This is a genomic window from Pseudomonas sp. AM4(2022) (genome assembly GCF_036346515.1).
In the GTDB taxonomy this organism is placed as follows: domain Bacteria; phylum Pseudomonadota; class Gammaproteobacteria; order Pseudomonadales; family Pseudomonadaceae; genus Aquipseudomonas; species Aquipseudomonas paracarnis.
This window is the reverse complement of record NZ_JAOTNW010000034.1, coordinates 1-23136: the sequence shown is the minus strand read 5'-3', so window position 1 is coordinate 23136 and position 23136 is coordinate 1. Positions and strand designations below refer to the sequence as shown.

The 23136-nt window shown below is 61.3% G+C and carries 17 protein-coding genes and 1 pseudogene; 8 read left to right on the top strand and 10 right to left on the bottom strand.

Annotation, left to right across the window (positions count from 1 at the left end; all coding sequences use genetic code 11):
* Window positions 1–137: 137 nt before the first annotated feature.
* The 4 genes from antA to ODQ19_RS26815 all read left to right on the top strand — a co-directional run bounded on the left by antA (window position 138) and on the right by ODQ19_RS26815 (window position 4648).
* The gene (gene antA / locus ODQ19_RS26830) at window positions 138–1529 is read left to right on the top strand and encodes an anthranilate 1,2-dioxygenase large subunit (protein ID WP_330211705.1); all 1392 of its coding nucleotides are present in this window, start codon (window positions 138–140) and stop codon (window positions 1527–1529) included.
* The gene (gene antB, locus ODQ19_RS26825; protein WP_330211704.1) at window positions 1529–2020 is read left to right on the top strand and encodes an anthranilate 1,2-dioxygenase small subunit; all 492 of its coding nucleotides are present in this window, start codon (window positions 1529–1531) and stop codon (window positions 2018–2020) included. Before antA ends, antB begins: the two co-directional genes overlap by 1 nt.
* A 148-nt stretch (window positions 2021–2168) precedes the next feature.
* On the top strand, window positions 2169–3176 hold the full coding sequence (gene antC, locus ODQ19_RS26820) for an anthranilate 1,2-dioxygenase electron transfer component AntC (protein ID WP_330211703.1): 1008 nt from the start codon (window positions 2169–2171) through the stop codon (window positions 3174–3176).
* A gap of 71 nt (window positions 3177–3247) precedes the next feature.
* Window positions 3248–4648 (top strand): amino acid permease, encoded by a 1401-nt coding sequence (locus tag ODQ19_RS26815; RefSeq protein WP_044274391.1) that lies wholly within the window; start codon window positions 3248–3250, stop codon window positions 4646–4648.
* Window positions 4649–4790: 142 nt separating this feature from the next.
* Here ODQ19_RS26815 and kynA read toward each other — a convergent pair whose 3' ends face one another.
* Together kynA and kynB are read right to left on the bottom strand one after the other, a co-directional pair.
* A complete protein-coding gene (kynA, locus tag ODQ19_RS26810; protein ID WP_330211702.1) occupies window positions 4791–5648 on the bottom strand; it encodes a tryptophan 2,3-dioxygenase in 858 nt (285 codons plus the stop codon).
* Complete coding sequence (gene kynB / locus ODQ19_RS26805) at window positions 5645–6295, bottom strand: arylformamidase (RefSeq protein WP_330211701.1); 651 nt, start codon at window positions 6293–6295, stop codon at window positions 5645–5647. Before kynB ends, kynA begins: the two co-directional genes overlap by 4 nt.
* Window positions 6296–6659: 364 nt before the next feature.
* Here kynB and ODQ19_RS26800 point away from each other — a divergent pair, with 364 nt between their 5' ends.
* Together ODQ19_RS26800 and ODQ19_RS28290 are read left to right on the top strand one after the other, a co-directional pair.
* Window positions 6660–7004: a cupin domain-containing protein gene (locus ODQ19_RS26800; protein WP_003194115.1), complete on the top strand. Its 345-nt coding sequence runs from the start codon at window positions 6660–6662 to the stop codon at window positions 7002–7004.
* A gap of 10 nt (window positions 7005–7014) precedes the next feature.
* Window positions 7015–7107, top strand: a pseudogene (locus tag ODQ19_RS28290) (N-acetyltransferase); the annotation flags it as partial.
* 6 nt (window positions 7108–7113) lie between these two features.
* Here ODQ19_RS28290 and mmsB read toward each other — a convergent pair.
* Together mmsB and ODQ19_RS26790 are read right to left on the bottom strand one after the other, a co-directional pair.
* Window positions 7114–8001 (bottom strand): 3-hydroxyisobutyrate dehydrogenase, encoded by an 888-nt coding sequence (gene mmsB / locus ODQ19_RS26795; RefSeq protein ID WP_330211700.1) that lies wholly within the window; start codon window positions 7999–8001, stop codon window positions 7114–7116.
* A 15-nt stretch (window positions 8002–8016) separates the two neighbouring features.
* On the bottom strand, window positions 8017–9534 hold the full coding sequence (locus tag ODQ19_RS26790) for a CoA-acylating methylmalonate-semialdehyde dehydrogenase (RefSeq protein WP_032879481.1): 1518 nt from the start codon (window positions 9532–9534) through the stop codon (window positions 8017–8019).
* Window positions 9535–9667: 133 nt separating this feature from the next.
* Between ODQ19_RS26790 and ODQ19_RS26785 the strand changes: the two genes are divergently transcribed.
* Together ODQ19_RS26785 and ODQ19_RS26780 are read left to right on the top strand one after the other, a co-directional pair.
* Window positions 9668–10615, top strand: coding sequence for a LysR family transcriptional regulator (locus ODQ19_RS26785; protein WP_116666415.1), 948 nt, complete (start codon window positions 9668–9670; stop codon window positions 10613–10615).
* Window positions 10616–10946: 331 nt separating this feature from the next.
* Window positions 10947–11237 (top strand): DUF3077 domain-containing protein, encoded by a 291-nt coding sequence (locus ODQ19_RS26780; protein WP_116666414.1) that lies wholly within the window; start codon window positions 10947–10949, stop codon window positions 11235–11237.
* 147 nt (window positions 11238–11384) lie between these two features.
* Here the strand turns inward: ODQ19_RS26780 and ODQ19_RS26775 are convergent, their stop codons facing one another.
* The 6 genes from ODQ19_RS26775 to recC form a co-directional block, all read right to left on the bottom strand.
* Window positions 11385–11876 (bottom strand): OmpA family protein, encoded by a 492-nt coding sequence (locus tag ODQ19_RS26775; protein WP_330211699.1) that lies wholly within the window; start codon window positions 11874–11876, stop codon window positions 11385–11387.
* Between the two features lie 5 nt (window positions 11877–11881).
* Window positions 11882–13144 (bottom strand): diguanylate cyclase domain-containing protein, encoded by a 1263-nt coding sequence (locus ODQ19_RS26770; protein WP_330211698.1) that lies wholly within the window; start codon window positions 13142–13144, stop codon window positions 11882–11884.
* Window positions 13141–13707, bottom strand: a complete 567-nt coding sequence (locus ODQ19_RS26765; RefSeq protein WP_005791389.1) for a YfiR family protein — start codon at window positions 13705–13707, stop codon at window positions 13141–13143. The genes ODQ19_RS26770 and ODQ19_RS26765 overlap by 4 nt, the downstream gene beginning before the upstream one ends.
* A gap of 132 nt (window positions 13708–13839) precedes the next feature.
* Entirely contained in the window at window positions 13840–15918 is a 2079-nt protein-coding gene (recD, locus tag ODQ19_RS26760; protein WP_330211697.1) for an exodeoxyribonuclease V subunit alpha, read from the bottom strand.
* On the bottom strand, window positions 15915–19586 hold the full coding sequence (gene recB, locus ODQ19_RS26755; RefSeq protein WP_330211696.1) for an exodeoxyribonuclease V subunit beta: 3672 nt from the start codon (window positions 19584–19586) through the stop codon (window positions 15915–15917). The genes recD and recB overlap by 4 nt, the downstream gene beginning before the upstream one ends.
* The gene (recC, locus tag ODQ19_RS26750) at window positions 19583–23035 is read right to left on the bottom strand and encodes an exodeoxyribonuclease V subunit gamma (protein ID WP_330211695.1); all 3453 of its coding nucleotides are present in this window, start codon (window positions 23033–23035) and stop codon (window positions 19583–19585) included. Before recC ends, recB begins: the two co-directional genes overlap by 4 nt.
* Window positions 23036–23136 lie beyond the last annotated feature (101 nt).

The window sequence follows — 23136 nt, the reverse complement described above, 5'->3', positions numbered from 1 at the left end:
CCGTCACCTGCGCGCACCGCCATGGGTATTTGCTGCCCAACTTTGCGGCCTGCGTTCCCCCATTAAACGGATAGCCCGCCACCGCATTGCAGCCGCTTAATGGCTCACCGTTTAGCCATGATCAAAAGGTACCTCCCATGAGTGGTGCAAGAACCGTCGAACAGTGGAAATCCTTTATCGAAAGCTGCCTGGACTTTCGCCCGGCGGATGAAGTGTTCCGCATCGCCCGCGACATGTTCACCGAGCCCGAGTTGTTCGACCTGGAGATGGAGCTGATCTTCGAGAAGAACTGGATCTACGCCTGCCACGAAAGCGAACTGGCCAATAACCACGACTTCGTGACGATGCGCGCCGGCCGCCAGCCGATGATCATCACCCGTGACGGCGAAGGCCGACTCAACGCGTTGATCAACGCCTGCCAGCATCGCGGTACCACCCTCACCCGCGTGGGCAAGGGTAACCAGTCCACCTTCACCTGCCCGTTCCACGCCTGGTGCTACAAGAGCGATGGCCGACTGGTAAAGGTCAAGGCGCCGGGGGAATACCCGGAAGGTTTTGACAAGGCCACCCGCGGCCTGAAAAAAGCGCGCATCGAAAGCTACAGGGGCTTTGTGTTTATCAGCCTGGACGTGAACGGCACCAACAGCCTGGAGGACTTCCTGGGCGATGCCAAAGTGTTCTTCGACATGATGGTGGCGCAATCGGCCACCGGTGAGCTGGAAGTGCTGCCGGGCAAGTCCGCCTACACCTACGACGGCAACTGGAAGCTGCAAAACGAAAACGGCCTGGACGGTTATCACGTCAGCACCGTGCACTACAACTACGTGGCCACCGTGCAGCATCGCCAGCAGGTCAACACCGAGAACGGCGCAGGTTCCAGCACGACGCTGGACTACAGCAAGCTCGGCGCCGGCGACGCGAATACCGACGACGGCTGGTTCGCCTTCAACAATGGCCACAGCGTGTTGTTCAGCGACATGCCCAACCCCAGCGTACGCTCCGGCTACGCCACTATCATGCCGCGCCTGGTAGAAGAACACGGCCAGCAGAAGGCCGAGTGGATGATGCACCGCCTGCGCAACCTGAACATCTACCCCAGCCTGTTCTTTCTCGACCAGATCAGCTCGCAGCTGCGCATCATCCGCCCAGTAGCCTGGAACAAGACCGAGATCATCAGCCAGTGCCTGGGGGTTAAGGGCGAATCCGACGCGGATCGCGAAAACCGCATTCGCCAGTTCGAAGACTTCTTCAACGTCTCGGGCATGGGTACGCCGGACGATCTGGTGGAGTTTCGCGAAGCCCAGCGCGGCTTCCAGGGCCGCCTGGAACGCTGGAGCGATATCTCACGGGGCAGCCATCGCTGGGAAACCGGACCTACGCCCAACAGTGAAGCCATCGGCATTCAACCGGCCATGACCGGCACTGAATTCACCCACGAAGGTTTGTACGTCAACCAGCATCGCAACTGGCAGCAGTTCCTGCTCAAGGGCCTGGACCGACAAGCGCTGACACTGCGGGAGGTGAAGTGATGAATGCGCAATTGCAGTACCAGATCGAGCAGTTCTTCTACCGCAAGTCCGAACTATGCGACGCCCAGGACTGGGACGCCTACCTGGAGTTATTTGACCCGCAGAGTGAATTCCACCTGCCGCAATGGGACTCGGAACACGTCTACACCCAAGACCCCAAGCGCGAGATGTCGTTGATCTACTACGCCAACCGTTCGGGCCTGGAAGACCGCGTGTTCCGCCTGCGCACCGGCAAGGCCGCCTCTGCCACGCCGATGCCGCGCACCTTGCACCTGATCAATAACGTACGCATTGCCGAGCAGGCCGACGGCACGTTGGAGGTGCGTTTGAACTGGCACACGTTGTTTTATCGCCTGGCCACATCCGAGCAGTTCTATGGGTATGCCACGTACCGCCTCAAGCCTGCGGGCGACAGCTGGTTGATCACCCGCAAGCACGCCTTGCTGCTCAACGACACCATCAATTCGGTGCTGGATTTCTATCATCTGTAATCAAGCACATCACACCCTGTGGCGAGGGAGCTTGCTCCCGCTGGGCTGCGAAGCGGCCCCAAAAGCTTGGGAGCGCTGCGCACTCCAGCGGGAGCAAGCTCCCTCGCCACAGGTTATGCACCAGCAATACACGCGTGGAGTTTCGTGAATGAATCACAAAGTGGCCTTCAGTTTTGCCGATGGCAAAACCCTGTTCTTCCCCGTGGGCGCCCATGAAATTCTGCTGGACGCGGCCCTGCGCAACGGCATCAAGATCCCGCTCGATTGCCGCGAAGGCGTGTGCGGCACCTGCCAAGGGCGCTGTGAGTCCGGCGAGTACACCCAGGACTACGTCGACGAGGAAGCGCTCTCCAGCCTCGACCTGCAACAACGCAAGATGCTCAGTTGCCAGACTCGGGTGCAGTCCGACGCCACCTTTTATTTCGACTTTGATTCGAGCCTGTGCAACGCCCCCGGGCCCGTGCAGGTACGCGGCACGGTGATAGCGGTGCAGCAGGTGTCGACCAGCACCGCCATCTTGCAGGTGCAACTGGACCAGCCACTGGACTTTTTGCCTGGCCAATACGCGCGTCTATCGGTGCCCGGCACCGATAGCTGGCGCTCCTACTCCTTCGCCAACCGGCCGGGCAGCCAATTGCAGTTTCTGGTCCGCCTGCTGCCCGATGGAATAATGAGCAACTACCTGCGTGAACGCTGCCAGGTGGGTGATGAAATGCTGATGGAGGCGCCCTTGGGTGCGTTTTATCTGCGGCATGTCACCCAACCACTGGTACTGGTGGCGGGCGGCACCGGGTTGTCGGCATTGCTAGGCATGCTTGATGAGCTGGCCGTCAACGGCTGCACACAGCCCGTGCACCTCTACTACGGCGTGCGCGGCGCCGAAGATTTATGTGAAGCGGCGCGTATCCACGCCTACGCGGCAAAAATCCCGAACTTTCGCTACACCGAGGTGCTGAGCGACGCCTCAGCCGAGTGGACGGGCAAGCGCGGCTACCTGACCGAGCATTTCGACCTGGCCGAATTGCGGGACAGATCGGCGGATATGTACGTGTGCGGCCCCCCTCCAATGGTCGAATCCATTCAACAATGGCTGGTGGATCAGGCACTTGATGGCGTTCAACTGTATTACGAAAAGTTTACGCAGAGTAATATCTGACCCTCAGCAGTTCTGAGGGGCCGATGCGGCGTGCAATCACCCTTGAGAAAAACAAGTAGAAGGGAATGTTAATGGCGGATGACATGGTTAACCCGGTGGGCCTCAAGCGAGGCCTGAAGAACCGGCACATTCAGCTGATCGCCTTGGGAGGCGCGATTGGTACAGGCTTGTTCCTCGGCTCGGCCGGGGTACTCAAGTCGGCGGGGCCGTCGATGATCCTGGGCTATGCAGTGGCCGGGTTTATCGCGTTCCTGATCATGCGCCAGCTCGGCGAGATGATCGTCGAAGAACCGGTGGCCGGGTCCTTCAGCCACTTCGCACATAAATACTGGGGCGGTTACGCGGGCTTCCTGGCGGGCTGGAACTATTGGGTGCTCTACGTGCTGGTGGGCATGGCCGAACTGACGGCCGTGGGCAAGTACATCCAGTTCTGGTGGCCGGAGATTCCAACCTGGGTCAGCGCGCTGGTGTTCTTTGTTGCGGTGAACCTGATCAACACCCTGAACGTGAAGTTCTTCGGTGAAGCCGAATTCTGGTTTGCGATCATCAAGGTGGTGGCGATTGTCGGCATGATCGTGCTCGGCTGCTACCTGCTGTTCAGCGGCACTGGCGGCCCGCAAGCGTCGGTCAGCAACCTGTGGAGCCACGGCGGGTTCTTCCCCAACGGCGGCATGGGACTGCTGATGTCCATGGCCTTCATCATGTTCTCGTTCGGTGGCCTGGAGCTGGTCGGCATCACCGCCGCCGAGGCCAGCGAACCGCGCAAGGTGATCCCCAAGGCGATCAATCAGGTGGTGTACCGCATCCTGATTTTCTACGTCGGCGCACTGACCGTGCTGTTGTCGCTGTACCCGTGGGATCAATTGCTGCAAACCCTCGGCGCGTCAGGCGATGCCTACAGCGGCAGCCCGTTTGTGCAAATCTTCTCGCTGATCGGCAACGACACCGCCGCCCACATCCTCAACTTCGTGGTGCTGACCGCGGCGTTGTCGGTGTACAACAGCGGCGTGTACTGCAACAGCCGCATGCTGTTTGGCCTGGCCGAACAAGGTGACGCGCCCAAGGCGCTGATGAAGCTCAACAAACAAGGCGTGCCGCTGCGGGCCCTGGCGATTTCGGCGTTGGTGACCATGCTGTGCGTGGTGGTCAATTACGTCGCGCCGCACAGTGCGCTGGAGTTGCTGTTCGCGCTGGTGGTTGCGTCACTGATGATCAACTGGGCGCTGATCAGCCTGACCCACATCAAGTTCCGCAAGGCCATGGGCGAGCAAGGCGTGACACCGTCGTTCAAGACCTTCTGGTTCCCGTTCAGCAACTACCTGTGCCTGGCGTTCATGGTGATGATCATCGGCGTGATGCTGGCGATTCCTGGGATTCGCGAGTCGGTGTATGCGATGCCGGTGTGGGTGGGGATTATCTACATCGCCTATCGGTTTCGGATCAGAAACGGGAAAGTTGCCGTGGCGCAGTAACCCCTGTGGGAGCGGGCTTGCTCGCGAATGCGGAGTGTCAGCTACACATCCGTTGACTGAACTACCGCATTCGCGAGCAAGCCCGCTCCCACATTTTGGATTGCGTTCCAAATGAAAGCCCCGGTAATCCGGGGCTTTTTGTTTAGAGCGTGGAACGTACGCGCCACAGTTCGGGGAACAACACCGTATCGAGCATCTTGCGCAGGTACCCCACGCCTTCAGTGCCACCAGTACCCGGCTGGAAGCCGATGATGCGCTCCACCGTGGTGACATGCCGGAAGCGCCACTGGCGGAACGAATCTTCCAGGTCGATAAACTTCTCGGCCAACTGATACAAATCCCAGTAGCGGCTCGGGTCGCGATACACCTCGCGCCAGGCTGCTTCCACCGATTCATCGTGCACTGTGGCTGCGGTCGGGTCGCGCTCGGCGCGTTTGGGATCAATCGCCAACCCCGCCTTGACCATAAGGTTTACGGCCTCGTCATACAGCGAGGGCGTGGCGATCGCCACCTGCAATTGCTGCAGCAATTCCGGGCGATGGGCATGGGGCCGCAGCAGCGCCGGGCTTTTGTTGCCCAGGATGAATTCGATCTCGCGGTACTGGAACGACTGGAACCCCGACGACTGCCCCAGGAACGGGCGAATCGCCTTGTACTCCGACGGCGTCATGGTCGCCAGCACCGCCCAGGCGTGCACCAGTTGATCGAAGATCCGCGACACCCGCGCCAGCATCTTGAATGCTGGCGGCAGCTCACCCAGGCGCACATGTTCGCGGGCGGCCTTGAGTTCGTGGAGCATCAGCTTCATCCACAGCTCCGAGGTCTGGTGCTGGATGATGAAGAGCATTTCGTTGTGGTCCGGCGACAGCGGATGCTGGGCGCTGAGGACTTTGCCCAGGTCCAGGTAGTCGCCATAGCTCATGGACTCGGAAAAATTCAGTTCGGCGTTATGCCATTCTTGCGGCGGTTGGTAATCAGCTGAGAAAGGACATTGGCTCATCGCGTGGGCTCCTTGAGCGGGCGGAGAATGGCGCGCACGGGGCTCGCGTCCAGGTTGGCGAAGCGCAGCGGCAGCGCGATCAATTCATAGTCGCCCTCCGGTACGTCATCGAGCACTATACCTTCGAGGATCGCCATGCCATGGCGGGCCACGGCGTTGTGCGAATCCATGGTCTTGGACTGTTGCGGGTCCAGGGACGGCGTGTCGATACCGATCAGGCGCACCCCCAGGCCGGCGAGCAGCTCAATGGTCTGGGGGGCGATGGCGGTGAAATTCGAATCCCATTCGGTGAGCGGCGCTTGTGGATAAGTGCGCAGCAGCACGCGCTCGGGCACGTTATCCACACGCCCTTGCAACTGATGGGGCTCAACCAACGCGCCGCTGCCCAGGCAATGCAATACCCGGCACGGCCCCATGTACACATCCAGCGACACCTCGCCAATCGGCGCGCCATCGGCGCTGTAATGCAGCGGCGCATCCACATGGGCGCCCGTGTGCGGCGACAGGGTCACGCGCCCCACATTCACCGGGCACTCCGGGCCGAACTGCCACACGCGCTCTTCCTGGAACGGTGTATCGCCCGGCCAGGTCGGGGTGGCCGTGCTCAAGGGCGGGCTGATATCCCACCACGTTTTTATTGGGTTCATTGCAAGGCTCTCACTCGTTACTGAGGTGAATGATACGAGGGAGGGGTGTGAATTTTCTTGCGAATTCTGGCGCGACACGGGAAATCTTTCGCAGTTACTGCGAGGAAACATCGGTTTGATGCACAGATCTGTCGCTCAGATACGCCACAACCTTCTGTGGGAGCCTGGCTTGCCAGCGATAGCGGAGTGCCAGGCAAGGGAGATGCTCGCTGTGCCACCGTCATCGCGGGCAAGCCCGGCTCCCACAGGGGACTGCGGTGTTCACGTGTCTGCGCTTCTGGGCATCCCAATGTCGAGTTCAGACCATCTGCGCAACGCCCAAGGCCTTAGGGTGCATCTTTCCCTTCCCTGCCTCGGAGTCAACATGTCCAAGCCCATCACCGTACTGCGCGACACCCACCCACTGCCGGTCCTGGATGCCTGTAAATGGGAAAAGCTCGAAGGCGACCCGCACACCGTCAACCTCAACGCCTACACCAGCGAAGACGGCAGCAAGATCATGGGCACCTGGATCTGCACGCCGGGCAAGTGGTACGTGGAATACGTGAAGTGGGAATACTGCCATTTCCAGGAAGGCTACTGCGTGATCACGCCTGAAGGCATGGCGCCGATTCATCTGCGCGCTGGCGATATCTTTGTGGTAGAGCCTGGGATGAAGGGGACGTGGGAAGTGGTCGAGACGGTGCGTAAGTATTTTGTGTTTGCCTGAGCTGCCAAACCTGTGGCGAGGGAGCTTGCTCCCGCTGGGGCGCGTAGCGGCCCCAAAAGATGGGACTGCTGCGCAGTCCAGCGGGAGCAAGCTCCCTCGCCACAGTTATTTATTTGGGCTTGCGATAGCTGTTGATGATCGCCGAGAAGTCTTTACCGCCCTCCCCGCGCTGGCTCATCGACTGGTACAACTGCTGGGCCACCGCGCCGAGAATCACCGGCTGATGCGCCTGGCGTGCGGCTTCTGTGGCCAGGCCCAAATCCTTGAGCATCAGGTCGGCACCAAAGCCACCGGTATAGCCACGCGATGATGGCGCGGTTTCGATCACGCCCGGCCACGGGTTGTAAGTGTCGGAACTCCAGCAACGCCCGGTGGAGCTGTTGATAATTCCAGCCAGTACTTGAGTGTCGATACCCAACGCATCGCCCAAGGCCATGGCCTCACTGACGCCGACCATGCTGATACCCAACAACAGGTTGTTGCAGATCTTGGCGATTTGCCCGGTGCCGACATCACCGCAGTGCACGATGTTGCGGCCCATCTGCGCCAGCACCGGTTGCAGGGTGGCGAACAATTCCGGGTTGGCGCCAACCATAAAGGTCAGCGTCCCGGCCTGGGCACCGCCGGTGCCACCGGAGACCGGCGCATCGGCCACGGCCACGCCTTGTTTCGCTGCCACGGCCGCTACATCACGAATGGTTTGCGGGTCGATGGTGCTGCAATCCACGGCGGGGATGCCTTTGCCGATGCCGGCGAGTACCCCATCTTCATTCAGCCACACGCTGCGCACATGGGCCGCTGCCGGCAGCATGGTAATCACCAGTTCAGCGCCTTGGGCCGCATCACGCGGTGAGCTGCTGATGGTGCCGCCCAGTTCGGCGAGTTCCTTGAGTACCGCCTGGTTCAGGTCGAACAGGTTAAGCGCGTGCCCAGCCTTGATCAGGTTGCGGGCCATGGGCGCGCCCATGTTGCCCAAGCCAATAAATGCAATCTTCATGCTCGTCTCCCAGGTTCAGCGCAGGTTGATGGTGGTGTTGACGCCATCGTTGACCGTGTCGTCATCAAACCAGCGGCTGGTGACGGTTTTGGTCTGGGTGTAGAACTGCACCACTTGCTTGCCATACGGGCCCAGGTCGCCGAGCTTGGAACCGCGCGAGCCGGTGAAACTGAAGAACGGCACTGGCACCGGAATCGGGATGTTGATGCCGACCTGACCCACATCGATTTCGCTCTGGAATTTACGCGCCGCCGCACCGCTCTGGGTGAACAAACCTGTGCCGTTGCCGAACGGGTTGGCGTTGACCAGGGCGATGGCTTGATCGAGGGTGTCGACTTCCAGCACCACCAGCACCGGGCCGAAGATTTCCTCGGTGTAGATGCGCATGTCGGTGGTCACGCCCGAGAAAAGAGTCGGGCCGACAAAGTTACCTTGTTCGAAGCCCGGCACCTTGATATCGCGGCCATCCAGCTCCAGCTTGGCGCCTTCTTTCACGCCGCTTTCGATCAGTTCAAGGATGCGTGCCTTGGCGCGCTTGGAAATCACCGGGCCGACATCCGTGCCGGCTTCGCTGCCTGCATTGACCTTGAGCTTTTGTGCCAACGCCTTGAGGTCTGGCAGCCACTGCTTGGACGCGCCCACCAGCACCACCACCGAGGTGGCCATGCAACGCTGGCCCGCCGCGCCGAAACCAGCGCCGACCAAGGCGTTGAGGGTGTGTTCACGGTTGGCATCCGGTAGCACCACGGCGTGGTTCTTGGCGCCCATCATCGACTGCACGCGCTTGCCGTGTTTGCCGGCCAGGTCGTAGACATGGGTGCCGACGGCGGTGGAACCGACGAAGGACACGGCCTTGATATCTTTGTGAGTACAGAGCGCATCCACCACGTCCTTACCGCCATGCACCACGTTGAGCACGCCGGCCGGTACGCCGGCTTCCAACGCCAGCTCCACCAGCAGCATGGTCGACAGCGGGTCCTGCTCGGAAGGTTTGAGGACGAAGGTGTTACCGCAGGCAATCGCCATCGGGAACATCCACAGCGGAATCATCGCCGGGAAGTTGAACGGGGTGATGCCGGCGCATACGCCGATAGGCTGGCGCAGGGTGTAGGTATCCACGCCGCCGGCCACGTTCTCGGCGAACTCGCCCATTTGCAGGGTGCCGATGGAACAGGCGTGTTCGACCACTTCCAGTCCACGGAAAATATCGCCCTCGGCATCGGCAATGGTCTTGCCCTGCTCGGCGCTGAGGACTACAGCAATGCGCTTGGAATGTTCGCGGATCAAGGCTTGCAGCTTGAGCATAATGCGCATGCGCGCGCCGATCGGCGTCAGCTTCCAGGTCTGGAAGGCGCGGTGGGCGGCGTCGATGGCGGCGTTGACTTCATCGGCGGTGGCGAACGGGACTTTGGCCAGCACTTGCTGGGTGGCGGGGTTGACGATGTCTTGCCACTCGGTGGTCTTGGACTCGACCCACTCGCCGTTGATCAGCAACTTGACCTGTTGCACGGAAATATCGGCAGATGCGTTCATGTGGTCTCCAGAATCTTGTCGTTATGCAGAGAACCAAGGCGTTGAATCGCCTTGAAGAATGAGGCGTTCGGACTGTTTTTGGAGTATAGATGTGCAAATCTCTAATAAGAACGCACATAAAAGCCGGTCCAATATGCAAAAAAACATCACCTCCCTGGGCGCCCTGAACTGGGATGACCTGAAGTTTTTCCTCGAAGTAGCCCGCACCCGCAAGGCCAGCGTAGCCGCCAAGCGCCTGGCGGTGGACTACACCACCGTGTCGCGGCGCATCAGTTCACTGGAAGTGTCGCTCGGTACCTTGCTGTTTGAAAAATCCCGGACCAACGGCTTCGTGCTCACCACCGAGGGCCAGCGTTTGCTCGGCTACGCGGAGTCCATCGAAAGCACCCTGCACATGGCCTGCGAACAAGTCTCCGGCTCCGGCGTGGCGCTGTCCGGCCATGTGCGCATGGGCTGCACCGAAGGGTTCGGCAGCTTCTTCGTCACCCCGCAGTTGAGCCATTTCGTCGACACTTATCCTGCGATCTCGGTAGACATCCTGCCCCTGCCCCACTTCATCAGCCTGTCCAAGCGCGAAGCCGACATCGTCATCGCCCTGGAACGCCCGGAGCACGGGCCCTATGTGTGCTGCAAACTGTGCGACTACAAATTGCAGTTGTACGCCACCCAGGACTACCTCGACCAACACCCGCCGATCCGCAAACCTGCGGATTTGGCTGAGCATCCGTTTATCAGCTATGTGGATGATTTGGCCTTCAGCTCAGAGTTGCTTTACCTGGCCAACGTCGTGCCCGGCGCCAGCGCGAGTTTGCGCAGTACCAGCGTGATCGCCCAGTACGTGGCGGCGCAGCAGGGCCGGTCGATGGCCATATTGCCGTGTTTTTTGGCGGCGCAGGACCCGCGGCTGTTGCCGGTGCTGGGGGAGCAGATCGCGATTACGCGCCAGTTCTGGATGTATTGCAGGGAGGATTTGCGCAAGTTGAAGCGGATTACGTTGTTGTGGGATTACATCAGGGGGGTGACGGAGCAGAATCAGGGGTTGTTGATGGGGGAGACGCGGGAGATCAGGTTTGCGGATTAAAGCGCCATCAACGACGATTCGCTTTAAATTGCAGGACGTTTCCTAGAGAATCCCTGGCCTATTTCGCCATAGGATTTGAGTGTCTAGCCTCCTCGGGTCGCTGCAAAACAGCGGCTGGGTTTAGCGACCCGAGAAACGTAGGTTCAACGCCCTAAATCACCCTGGCTGGCCATTTTTGCTCGCCTTATCGTGTTATGGCGGCTGTGCGCGGGAGACCTTCGGGTCTACCGGGTTCCTAGGTTACCGGTTCGCTAACCCGCGTACAGCTGCCACCTTTCCATGTTTAGCGACATGCCGTGGCGGTTTCTACTTATTAACCTAAGGAAAAACCATGTCCAAGATCGTCCCCGATCCACCGCTTTCCTCCATCATCACCCTCGGTGTCGTCACCTTCGGCGATTACGGCGAAAACCAAAAACCACTGTTCCGCGTTAATTCCGGCATGCCGATTGAGGAAGCATTGGAACACGCCTCCACCCTGCTTTTTTACTCCAAGAAACTCGCGATGGAAGCCGCCATGGATGTACGCGGCGAGCAATACGCATGGGCTGCGCATTATCTGTGTGAGATGGGCAAGGCAGTGGTGGATGACTTAACGCAGGCGATGACGCCGAGCCGTTAAGCGAATACACCGCAAAATAAATGTGGGAGCGGGCTTGCTCGCGAAAGCGGTGGGTCAGTCAGCCTGGCCGTTACTGATACACCGCTTTCGCGAGCAAGCCCGCTCCCACAGGTTGAATGCATTTCAGGTTAGGACGGGCGACCTGCCTTAGTCCGCGATCACCACAATCGACACCCGGCGATTCTCGGTTCGGCCTGCTGTGGTCGTATTCGGCGCCACCGGCTCGCTGCTGCCCAGGCCTCGCAGTTGGATTTTTTCTTCTTTCATGCCCACGCGGGTCAGCACCTTGCCCACGCTTTTGGCGCGGCGCAGGGACAGGGCCACGTTGTAGGGTTCTTTGCCCGAGGCATCGGTGTGGCCGTCGACACGTACGCGCTCAATGCCGGCGCCAACCAGGGCGCTACCGATGCGTTCGACGATGTCGGTGCTGGGTTTGTTGAGGGTTTCAATGTCGCTGCCAAACAGGACCTTGCCGGACAGGCCGAAGGCCCAGCCCTCGTCGGTCAGCTCGAAGCCTTGCTGCTTGAGTACGGCGACTTGCGCCGGGGTGAGCCCCTTGGGCGGGGGCGTCTGGCAGCCGCTGAGGGCCAGGAAGGCGACGAGTAAAGAAATAAATAAAACGCGTGTGTTAGCGAACAAGGGAATCAACTCCTGTGTTGAACGTTGGCGACGGGGTGCTCCGACTCCGCCGTTTGCTGGCCGCCCGAGGACAATCGCTTGGCCTGGTACATCGCCGCGTCGGCGGCGTTGAGCAAGGTCCCAGGCGTGGCACCATGCTCGGGATAAATCGCAATGCCGATACTGAGGGAGGTCAACACCTGGGTGTCGCCTGGCAGTGGAATCGGCATGTCCATGCTGGCAATGATTTTGTCGGCGATACGCTGGGCGTCTTCGGCCTTGTGCAGGGGCGCCAGCAATACCGCGAATTCATCACCGCCCAGGCGCGCCACCAGGTCGTCCTCGCGCAGTTGCGCCCGCACGCGGTCGGCAACGGCCACCAGCACGGCATCGCCAGCAGCGTGACCGAAGCTGTCGTTGATGTCTTTGAAGCGGTCGCTGTCGAGAAACAGCACCGCCACCCGCTCGTTGACCTTGGCCGCGCTGCGTAAGGCACGGATCAGCCGGCCTTCGAAGAACGCGCGGTTGGGCAGGCCGGTGAGGCTGTCGTGGCTGGCCTGGTGGGCCAGGGTTTCGTTTTCGCTTTGCAGGTGGCTCTGCCAGGCCTCCATCTCGCCGAGCAAGGCGTTGAAGTCGCTGCCCAGGCTGTCGAGTTCGGCGATCTGCGCCGAGGGTACGCGTCGGTCGAAGTCTCGCTCGCTACGGGCGGCGTGGGCAACAGCCGCCAGGCGCTGCAGTGGCACGGTGATACCATTTAACAGACGCCGCGACAGATGCAACGCCACCCAGGCGCTGAGGGCGGTGCAGATCAGAATCCCGACCAGGCCGCTGAGCAAAAAGCGCAACAGGCTGCCACCGTGGCCGACCAAATGGATGCTGCCGACGGTCTGCCCTTGGCGCAGGATCGGCTGGCTGATGGGCTGTTCGAGCAGGGCGTGCGCTATTTGCAGCTCGACCCGTGACAACATGCCGGTTTCCGGGCGAACCCAGCGCGCCAGCAGCTTGCCGTTGATATCGAATACTTCTGCCTGGGCCACTTCTTCGGTGGAGGCAATCAGGCTCAGGGCTTCGGTGGCCGCCGCACTGTCGTTGAACACCACGGCCGCTTCCACGGTGTAGTTGATCGAGCGGGCGATCAGGTGCAGGTTGTGCTCGGCGTAAACCCGCAGGGCAAGCACGCCCAGCAGGGTCAGCGACACACTGGCCAGGGTCACAGCTACCAGCGCCAGGATCATATGCCCGCGGGCAATCACCGAACGCAGGGTCGGCCGCACCTTATCGCGACTCATGAGCCAGGCGCTCGACGACGGGACAACTGCAACACACTGGGATGGATGCGCACGCCGCTACGGGCGACGGAATCCAGGTTGACCTCGAACGACACCTGCTCATCGCTGACGCGCAGGCAGAACAGGCTGCCTACTGTGCATTGGTCGCCGCCTTCGCTGATGCTGAGTACCGGGTGGCCGATCAATGAGGTAAACAGGCGGTTGCGTTCGTCGGGGGTGATCTTGCCGATGTAGACGGCGTCGCAGGCATTGACGATATCCGGATGATCGACCAGCAGGCGCCGCACCAGCACCGGACGACCGGTGGCCTGGGTGGTGCCTTTGACCAGGTCATCGGTGTACTGAGTCGGCCCGACAATGCACAGCCGCAATTGCGCTGGCTCCACCGGCCATCGCGCATAGCTGAGGATACCCAGGACGACCTGGGTGACCGCCTGGGCGCGCTGCTCGGCGAGGCTCGGCGTTTGCGCCCAGACGCGCGGCGCGAGCAGGCACAGAACCGCCACCAGCAACATCCGTCTCCAGCTCAAACTGCGCTCTGTGGGCGAGACAGCCACGTTCATGCAGCACTTCTCTCAGGTATTTTCCAGGGTGATGCCGCAACGATAGCACAGCGGCGGGAAACCCCACGCCGCACGCCTGGCATGGGGCCTACTATTTTTTCAGAAAAATCAGACATCTGAATCAGAAATATTTCATGACCTATCAGTCAGTTTTTCAGGCATGGCGTCCAACTCCAGCATCAACCCGCTCAAACGCTTGACCTTGCGCCGTACCGCCTCCTCAAACACCCCACCGCGGGGCTCGATCAAGCTGAACCAGCGCTTGGCGCGGGTAATACCGGTATAGATCAACTCTTTGGTCAGCACCGGGTTCAAAGCGTCCGGAAGGATCAGCGCCGTATGGGTGAACTCCGAGCCCTGGGATTTGTGCACGGTCATCGCATACACGGTTTCAACATCATTCAAGCGGCTGGGCAGCACAAAACGTACGCCACCCTGGCCATCGTTACGTGGGAAGGCCACCCGCAGCACGTGGGAGCCGCCGTCGCTTTCGGGCAATTTCAGCGCGAGGCCGATGTCGCCGTTCATCAGGCCAAGGCCATAGTCATTGCGGGTCATCAGTACCGGGCGGCCTTCATACCACTGCTCGTCACTTTCAATCAGGCGTACCTTGCGCAGCGCCGCAGTGATGCGCAGGTTGAGCCCTTCGACGCCCCAAGGGCCTTTTCGCACGGCGCAAAGCAGCTGAAACGCGTCGAAGGCGTGCAGCAATTGCTGCGCCCAATCGGTCCAGGCGGGATCGTCACGCGGGGTGTCGGCACAGGGGCGTGCCGATTGCAGCAGGTTCAGGTAGTAGCGGTAACCCTGGGCGCCATCGCCCTGCCCGTCCAGGACCAAGCGCTCAAGGGCGTGGTCATGTTCGCCCTTGAGGCTGACGCAGAACAGGTCGTCGTGACGGCCTGCGGCTAATAGTTGGCGGGCCTCTTCGGCGTTTTGCTGGTTGACCCAACGCGCCAGTTGGCCAATGCCGCTGCCCTCACCGAAGCGGCGCGAATAGCGCAGCATCACCACTTGCTGGGCCAGGGGATGGCTGCCATCGAGGTCTTCTTGCAAGCCGCTGCTGCTGAGGTCTTCACCGCTGACGGCTTGCAGCCAGTGGCGAGTCTGCGCGCTGTACCAGCCAGCTTCGGCATCGCGGCACAAATCGCCGAGTACGGCCCCCGCTTCTACCGAGGCCAGTTGGTCCTTGTCGCCCAGCAATACCAGGCGTGCGTGGGGCGGCAAGGCGTCGAGCAGGTTGGCCATCATTTCCAGGTCGATCATCGAGGCTTCGTCCACCACCAGCACATCCAAGGGCAACGGGTTGCCCAGGTGATGACGAAAGTGCCGGGTGCCCGGACGGCTGCCCAACAAACGGTGGACCGTGGTGACCTGGGTCGGGATTTTTTCCCGCACGTTGTCGGGTACTGTCAGTGACAGCACTTGCTGGCTGATGGATTCGGTCAGGCGAGCAGCGGCTTTACCGGTGGGCGCGGCCAGGCGAATGCGCAACGGGCTGCCGGATTCCACGGCGGGCGCCTGCAACAGCGCGAGCAGGCGCACCACGGTGGTGGTCTTGCCGGTACCTGGGCCGCCGGTGACGATACTGAAGGCGCCGCGGGTCGCCAGGGCGCAGGCGAGCTTTTGCCAGTCAATCACCCCATCGGGCGCCGGTTGGTCGAACAAGCGATTGAGACGTTGCGGCAGATCGGCGGCGGCCTCTTCCACGCTGGCAAGGCTCAGGCGCAGGGCACGGTCGATACGCCGCTCGTAGGTCCAGTAGCGGCGTAGGTACAGGCGCTTGCCGGACAACACCAACGGGCGGCTGCGGGCCTCCTCGCTGCCATCGACGGCCAGCGCGATCAACGGGCTTAAAGCCAGGGCATGGCACCAATGCGCGCCATCCAGGCCGTGCAGCAACTGCGAGGGTAGCAGCATGGCGTCGGTGTGCAGGTCGCCTTCGGGCGGCAATGACAGGGCGAAATCCGGCGCCTTGAGGGTTTCGAACACATCCAGGCAGACGTGGCCATGGCCCAGTTGATGGCTGGTCAAGGCCGCCGCCAGCAGCACCAGGGGATCGGCCTTTGGGTCCAGCTCGTACAGGAAGCCGACGAAGGCTTTGTCCAATGCCCTCAGCCAACCCCGCTCGACCCAACGCGCAAGCAACTGCAGCAGGTCGGCGGCACGATCGAGGGGCAAAAGCGCCTCCAGCGGTAACGGCGACAGGCTCATAACAACACTCCTTGTTCCCAGGCGGGCTCAACCTTGGGTGGGATGGGCTTGCCCTGGAACAACAGGTCCAGGCTTTCGATCAACTCACGGGGCGGCCGGGTGAAGTACGCCCCCTGGCTTACCGATTGGCTACCGCGCAGGAACAGATACAGGGCACCGCCGACGTGCTGGTCATAATCGTAATGTGGCAGGCGCGCCTTGAGTTGGCGGTGCAGGGCCAGCAGGTAAAGTACGTATTGCAGGTCGTACCGATGCTCGAGGATCGAGTGTTCCATGGCGTCCGGGGTGTAGGCCGAGTCGTCAGGGCCGAGCCAATTGGATTTGTAGTCCGCCACGTAGTAACGGCCATCGTGCTCGAACGTCAGGTCGATAAAGCCTTTGAACATGCCGTTGAGCAGCACCGGTTCGGCGGCCACGCGGGACACGCCGCCATGGGTGTGCTGGCACACCAGTTTGTCGAGGGCGAGCACGTCGACGGTGTGACTGGCAAACCAGAATTCCATCTCGATCTGGTACTGCTGCAGGCCGCTGAGGGTGAAGCGCTCGTTGTACAGGGGCAATGGCGTTTGCAACAGATGCTCCAGCCAGCCGCTGAGGGTGACGATCCAGCCTTCCCAGTTGCGGCGGTTACAGCGTGCGCCCACGGTTTTTTCGATGGCCTCGGGCGTCACGTTGAAACCTTCTTCACCGGCCCATTCCAACAAGCCGTGAAGGAAGGTGCCTGGGTTAGGGCCGCGTGGGAAACGGTGAATATCCCCGCCGGAGGCGACCGTTTCCCGAGGGGCATCGGGGTCGAGGCGTTCGTCATCGAACAGCTTCTGGGCCTGTGGGCTTTCGGGGGCTTCGAGGTTGGCGGCGCTCATGCTGTCACCAATACGCAAGGCGCTGTAGGAGGCAATCCACCAGTTTTCCGCGGCCTTGCGCTCAGGCAGCAATGGCGCGAGCAGGGTCGCTTGATTGCGCGGCGGGTGGAACAGGATGTCTTGGGCGTCCGGCACATGGTCATAACCGATGGCCGCGCAGCCTTGCTGCAAGTCCAGCAACCAGCGCGCCAGACCCGCTGATTCGCTCAACCACGCGCCGGCACCGAGCAAATAGCCCAATGCAGACAGGTGCAAGACCGAGCTGCTGTTATTGCCGCGCTTGAGGTCGGCGATGCCCAGCCAGCAGGCGTGTTTGGCGCGGGTCAAGGCCACGTAGAACAAACGCAGGTCTTCGGCCAGCCGCTCGTCGTCGGCTTGGGCGATCAACTCGGCCGTGGGTCGCAGGCTGACGTGGGACTTGCCCTGTTCATCGTGGTAATGCAGCGGCAAGCGACTGCCATCTACGGGCTTGGCCGAACAGATGAACGGCAAGAACACCAAGTCGTATTCCAGGCCCTTGGATTTGTGGATGGTCACCACTTTGACCAATTGCTCGTCGCTTTCCAGGCGCAGGATCTGTTCTTCACCGGCCTGCCCCGACAGCGCCAGATGCTCGGCCAAATGACGGATCAACGCCTGCTCACCATCCAGTTCCGAAGCGGCCTGTTGCAACAATTCACTGAGGTGCAACAGGTTGGTCAGCACCCGCTCGCCATCACTGCGGGCGATGAGGGTTTGCGGTAGCTTGAAGTCGTGGAGCAGGCGACGCAGCATCGGCAACACGCCTTGAGTACGCCAGATGGCACGGTAGCCACGGAACTGCATCACCCGCGATTCCCACGCCAGTTCGTCCTGATTCAGACGTTCCAGCTCCGACAGGGACAGGTTCAGGGTGACGCAGGCCAGGGCGGCACGCAGCGGGCGTTCGACATCCGGTTCGGCGCAAGCCTTCAACCAGGCCAACAGGTCATGGGCTTCCTGGGCGGCAAACACCGAGTCTTTATCCGACAGGTACACACTGCGCACGCCACGGCTGGCCAGTTGCGCCCGTACGGCTTGGGCTTCCTTGCCATCGCGCACGAGGATGGCGATGTCTGACGGCAACACGCCCTTGAGGGAGCCCTCTTTTACAAAGCCCGCAGTGCCTTGCTGCCCACCATTGAGCAGCGCAACGATTTGCGTGGCGCAGGCGGCGGCCAGGTGTTGACGGTAAACCGCGTTGGAAATCGGCTGGTCGGTGGGCAGGTGCCAAAGGTTCATGGCCGGCAGCGTGTGGCCGTCGACCTGCAACTGCTCGCGGCGGCCTTGGGACAGTACTGAATGGAACGGCACCGGGTTATCGCCATCGGGCTGGCGAAACAGGAACGCACCACGGCCGGTTTCCGCACGCTGGAACACATGGTTCACCGCCTCGACCATCGCATGGCTGGAGCGGAAGTTGGTGCCCAGGGTGTGATGGCGGCCGGTGGTGGCCTGCCGGGCGCGCAGATAGGTATAGATGTCGGCGCCGCGAAAGGCGTAGATCGCCTGCTTGGGGTCGCCGATCAAGAACAGGCCACTGTCCAGGTGGTTTTCGTCGATGCGGTAGATGCTGTCGAAGATGCTGTATTGCACCGGGTCGGTGTCCTGGAATTCATCGATCAGGGCCACCGGGAATTGCTCGCGGATCACACTGCCCAGGCGCTCGCCACCGTCTGCCTGAAGGGCGGCGTTGAGGCGGATCAGCATGTCGTCAAACCCCATCTCGGCGCGGCGACGTTTCTCTTCTTCGAAGCGTTTGCCGACCCAGCCGGCAGCGTGTTGCAGCACCGCCGCGTCGGGCGTTGGCAAGGCGTCGAGGCTGGCTTTGAGGCTGGCCATGGCTTCGATGCCAGGGTGCTGCGGCGGCTCGCCTTTCCAGGCTTCGGCCATGCCATCGGGCGTCAGGCGGCTGAAGCCGGTGCCGATGTCCAGTTGTTCCAGGGTTTCATCAGCGGCCCAGGCGCTGATCTTTTCGAACCAGGGCTCGAAGTAGCGCGCTTGCATCTTGCGCCCATCGACCGCTTTGGCGGCGACAGCTTGCAGGCAGATATCCCGCAGCTCGGCAGCCCATTGTTGCCAGGGTGCCTTGAGGGCAACCAGCGCGGCGCGGCGTTCTTGCAGGCAGGCGGTGATCAGTTCGGCTGGCTCGCGAGTTTCGTCGGTGGGCCGCTCGCTGCCGAACAACGCACGCACCCGTGGCATCAGCGCCGCGGGGCCGCCCCAATGGCTGCGCACCCAGCTGAGTGCATCCCCCTGCATTGGATAGCAAAACAATCGCCAGTAGTCGCGCAGCACTTCGCCCAGCAGTTCGCTATGGTCAGTTTCCAGGGTTTGTGTGAACAGGCTGCCGCTGTCGAACGCGTGTTCGCGCAGCATGCGCTGGCACCAACTGTGGATCGTCGAAACCGCCGCTTCATCCATCCATTGCGCGGCGATGTCCAGGCGATTGGCACAGGCGGGCCATTGCTGCGGATCATATTGTTCGCGCAGGTCGGCGATCAGCGCATCGGGCTGTTCGATTTCGTCACGGAAAAAGCGCGCAGCTTCGGCCAGGCGGATGCGGATACGTTCACGCAGCTCCTTGGTGGCGGCGTCGGTAAACGTCACGACGAGGATTTGCGGTGGCAGCAGTTCGCGGCCGAAACCGGATTCATCACCGCCGTGGCCGAGCACCAGGCGCAGGTACAAGGCGGAGATGGTGAAGGTCTTGCCGGTGCCGGCACTGGCTTCAATCAACTGGCTGCCTTTGAGCGGGAACGCCAGGGCCAAGGGTTTGCCGATCATGCGCCGACCTCCGTGCTGGAAAGCGATCGCCAGGGGGCATTGATCAGCGGGCGATACAGGGTTTCGCACCAGCCTTCGAATTCTTCACTGACGACCAGGGCCGCGTAGTCTGGAAATTGCCGCGTAAGGGCAGGCGTTTCGCGGCGTTCTCCGTCTGTAGTGATGCCATCGCCTTCATAGGCTTTGCTCGCTGCCGCTTGGGCCTTGGCAGGGTCGGTCTGGCCGAGCCAGGCGAAGGCGGTTTTGACTGCGACCGGTAGCGGCGCGCTCATTCCCGCGTGCCAGGCCAACAGCAGGTTACCGAGGATGTCCTCGGCGCCTGCCTTGTCCAGTGGGGCCAACAACAAGGTGTCGTCACTGGCTACCAGGCCGGTGCTCAAGGGCAGGCCACAGGCGCAGGCCACCACGTGATTGACCCAGGGGCGGATGAGGCGGTGCCACTTACGTGTCTTGATCGAACCAATACTGTTGGGGATGGTGGTGACGCTTAACAGTCCGCCATCACCGCGTCGGTGCAGGCCGCTGATCCAACCTTCCAGCTGGATGCCTTGGTACGCAAAGCTGATCGGTTCAGCGCCGGTATGCGGGGTGGGCCACAGCGCCAGAAGGTGCTGATAGCGTTGCACCAGGTCCGGCAACGGCTCGATCAACTCGTTACGCAGGCATTCACCGAAACCGACCATCGGCAGCAGGCCGCTGCCTTGCAGGCGCAGGGCCTGGGCGTCGAGCGCCTGATCGAGTTGATCGGGTTGGGTGAGTGCCGCGTTCAGCAGGCTGTCGCTTAAGCTGTAGCGTTGCAATGCGTCCAGCACGAACGGTTCTTCGTCGGCCTGGGGCACTTCGGCGGCTTCAAAGAATACTTTCAGGCGCTGGCTGAAGAAGTGCTTGACCGGGTTGCGTAGGAAGTCCTGTAACTGGCCAAGGCTCAGGGGTTCTTCCTGTTGGTGAGGGGCCAAGCCTTGCTCTTGGGTGATGACCGCCGGTGCCTGATGCAGCAATTGCCATTCGCGGGCATAGCTGAACAGCGAATCGCCTTCGTGGAAATAGCGGGCGCTGAAAGGTTGCAGTGGGTGTTCCTGGGTCATTGCGTCGATCAGCGGCTGATCGTTGCTGGCGTGCTCCCAACCACTGGCAAGATGATCGCGCAGTTGGCCGATCAGCACCGAGGCCGGGCGATCGCTGTTGTCACGGATGCTGCGGCCTACCCAGCTGATATACAGCTGGTCACGGGCCGACAGCAGCGCTTCGAGCAGTAAATAGCGGTCGTCTTCGCGGCGAGAACGGTCGCCGGGGCGGTAATCGCTGCCCATCAGGTCAAAATCCAGAGGTGGCTGGGCCCGCGGGTAGTCGCCGTCGTTCATGCCCAGCAGGCAAACCAGCTTGAACGGGATCGCACGCATGGGCATGAGCGTACAGAAATTGACCGCTCCCGCCAGGAAGCGTTGGGACAGGCGCCCCTGATCCAATCCGGCCAGCCATGCCTCACGTACTACCGTAAGGGGTAACTCGTCTTGCAAGCCGACGGACTCGCAGGTTTCCAGCCAGGTTTCTCTTAATTGTTCGAGCTGGCCCAGCAAGTAGTCATCGTGCTCACTGCTGGGCAGGAAAAACAGCTGCATCAACCGTTGTAGACGCTCGCCCCAGGTTCGTGGCGACGCGGGTTCCGATAACGCTTGATGGGCATCGCTCAAGGCGTCAAGCAAGGCGACCAGTGGGCCGATCAAGGCCGCATCGAGGCCACCGATTTCGTCATAAGGCTCAATACCCTCGCAGGCCGTGCCAGTGCCGACGGCATAGCCCAGCAGCATGCGGCGCAGGCCGAATCGCCAACTATTTTGCTCCAGCTCCGTGGGCAGGCCTAAACCGGCGCGTTGCTCGGCATTCAGGCCCCAGCGGATGCCGGCGCCTTCGATCCAGCGATGCAAGGTGGGCAGGTCACGCTCTTTGATGGCGAAGCGTTCGCGCAGGGCCGGGACGTCGAGCAGATCGAGGATTTCGCTGACAGGGAAGCGGCTGTCGGGAAGTTTGAGCAGGTGCTCGACGGCGATCAACAGCGGGTCGCGGCCGCGTTGGCCTTGGTCTGTGAGGGTGAAGGGGATGAAGCGTGGATCATGCCGTTCGAGCTGGCCGAAGACCGCGCGAATATGCGGTGCGTAGCTGTCGACGTCGGGGACCATGACGATGATATCCCGAGGGCGCAAGGTGGGGTCGGCGCTGAAGCGATGAAGTAATTGGTCGTGGAGGATTTCCACTTCGCGCTGGGCGCTGTGAGCGATATGGAAACGGATCGAAGTATCACGTTGCAAGTCGACAGCGGGCCAGAGCTCACGGGTTTCATTCAACGGGCGCAGTTCGAGGATATCGTCCTGGAGTTGGTTGAGCAGCGTGGTGGGTTCGCTGTCGCTGAACAGGTCGATACGACCGTCGCGGAATGCCGCACGGTAGCTGTTGGGGTCATCGTAGCTGTCCAACAGACTGATGTAATCACGGCCCTGCTTGCCCCAGGCAGCGAGCAGCGGATGGGCGTGCTGATGCAAGGTTTGTGGGTCGATAGTGACGGGCATGCCCGCCTTGCGCGCCTGGCGTTTGTATTCGTTACGCAGCAAGTCCTTGTCGGCGACGATGTCCGACCAATGATGGCGGCAGGGGTTATGCACGCAGAGCAGGACTTGACTGAAACGAGCCAGGCCCGCCAAGGCTTCCAGCGCCTGGGCCGGCAGCGATGAGATGCCGAAGACGATCACCCGGGGAGGCAAGCCGGGCGGTGCTTGTTCAAGGCTGTTGATGCGCTCGATGAAGCGCTGATGAACGCCCGCTCGGCTTTCGGCCATGCCCGCCTCACCCACATCCAGCAGCAGCGCGCGCCATAGCTCGGCTTGCCAGCAGTTGGCTGGGTTGAGAGGTTTTGACTCGCCTCGACCATTGCGCAGTTGGTGCCGGCCTGCGGCCCAATCTTCCAGCCAGTCCGCACGGTAAACCTGGTATTGGTCGAACAAGTCAGCCAGGCGCTCGGCGAGTTGGTAGCGTTTGCGCAGGTCAGTATCTTGAGTCAGGAAGCGTTGCAGAGGCTCGAAGTGCGGTTGGTCGATCAGCTCGGGTAACAGACGCATGAGGCGCCAGGTCAGCGGGGCTTTATCAAGCAGGGACTTGGGCGGGATTTCGTCACGGCCCAAAACCATACGATAAAGCTGCCACATAAAGCTGCCAGGCAGTTGCACGTCGATGGCTGCGGCAATGCCACAGCCGCCCATGTCATCGGCTTCCGAGTCTTCGGCCAAGGCCAGCTTGAGCCATTGGGCGATGCCGTTGCTTTGTACCAGGGCGATTTCGTTTTCCAAAGGCGCCAGTGGGTAGCGGCGCATCCAACTGACCACCAGGCTTCGCAGCTCATCCAGGCGGTTGCCATGAACCACCATGAATCCAGGACTGAGGGGCGTGGCGTCCGGCATAACGGCTTCCTTGGGAAAAGCAAAATCGAGGGATGGACTTTAGCACTGTGGTGCACGGGGCGAACACATGGCGAACAAGTGTACGGGGGCAAGGTGGACAC

Excerpts from the sequence above, each read along its gene's own strand:
- antA (WP_330211705.1), top strand. The coding sequence starts at position 138 with ATGAGTGGTGCAAGAACCGTCGAACAGTGGAAATCCTTTATCGAAAGC.
- antB (WP_330211704.1), top strand. The coding sequence starts at position 1,529 with ATGAATGCGCAATTGCAGTACCAGATCGAGCAGTTCTTCTACCGCAAG.
- antC (WP_330211703.1), top strand. The coding sequence starts at position 2,169 with ATGAATCACAAAGTGGCCTTCAGTTTTGCCGATGGCAAAACCCTGTTC.
- ODQ19_RS26815 (WP_044274391.1), top strand. The coding sequence starts at position 3,248 with ATGGCGGATGACATGGTTAACCCGGTGGGCCTCAAGCGAGGCCTGAAG.
- kynA (WP_330211702.1), bottom strand. The coding sequence starts at position 5,648 with ATGAGCCAATGTCCTTTCTCAGCTGATTACCAACCGCCGCAAGAATGG.
- kynB (WP_330211701.1), bottom strand. The coding sequence starts at position 6,295 with ATGAACCCAATAAAAACGTGGTGGGATATCAGCCCGCCCTTGAGCACG.
- ODQ19_RS26800 (WP_003194115.1), top strand. The coding sequence starts at position 6,660 with ATGTCCAAGCCCATCACCGTACTGCGCGACACCCACCCACTGCCGGTC.
- mmsB (WP_330211700.1), bottom strand. The coding sequence starts at position 8,001 with ATGAAGATTGCATTTATTGGCTTGGGCAACATGGGCGCGCCCATGGCC.
- ODQ19_RS26790 (WP_032879481.1), bottom strand. The coding sequence starts at position 9,534 with ATGAACGCATCTGCCGATATTTCCGTGCAACAGGTCAAGTTGCTGATC.
- ODQ19_RS26785 (WP_116666415.1), top strand. The coding sequence starts at position 9,668 with ATGCAAAAAAACATCACCTCCCTGGGCGCCCTGAACTGGGATGACCTG.
- ODQ19_RS26780 (WP_116666414.1), top strand. The coding sequence starts at position 10,947 with ATGTCCAAGATCGTCCCCGATCCACCGCTTTCCTCCATCATCACCCTC.
- ODQ19_RS26770 (WP_330211698.1), bottom strand. The coding sequence starts at position 13,144 with ATGAGTCGCGATAAGGTGCGGCCGACCCTGCGTTCGGTGATTGCCCGC.
- ODQ19_RS26765 (WP_005791389.1), bottom strand. The coding sequence starts at position 13,707 with ATGAACGTGGCTGTCTCGCCCACAGAGCGCAGTTTGAGCTGGAGACGG.
- recD (WP_330211697.1), bottom strand. The coding sequence starts at position 15,918 with ATGAGCCTGTCGCCGTTACCGCTGGAGGCGCTTTTGCCCCTCGATCGT.
- recB (WP_330211696.1), bottom strand. The coding sequence starts at position 19,586 with ATGATCGGCAAACCCTTGGCCCTGGCGTTCCCGCTCAAAGGCAGCCAG.
- recC (WP_330211695.1), bottom strand. The coding sequence starts at position 23,035 with ATGCCGGACGCCACGCCCCTCAGTCCTGGATTCATGGTGGTTCATGGC.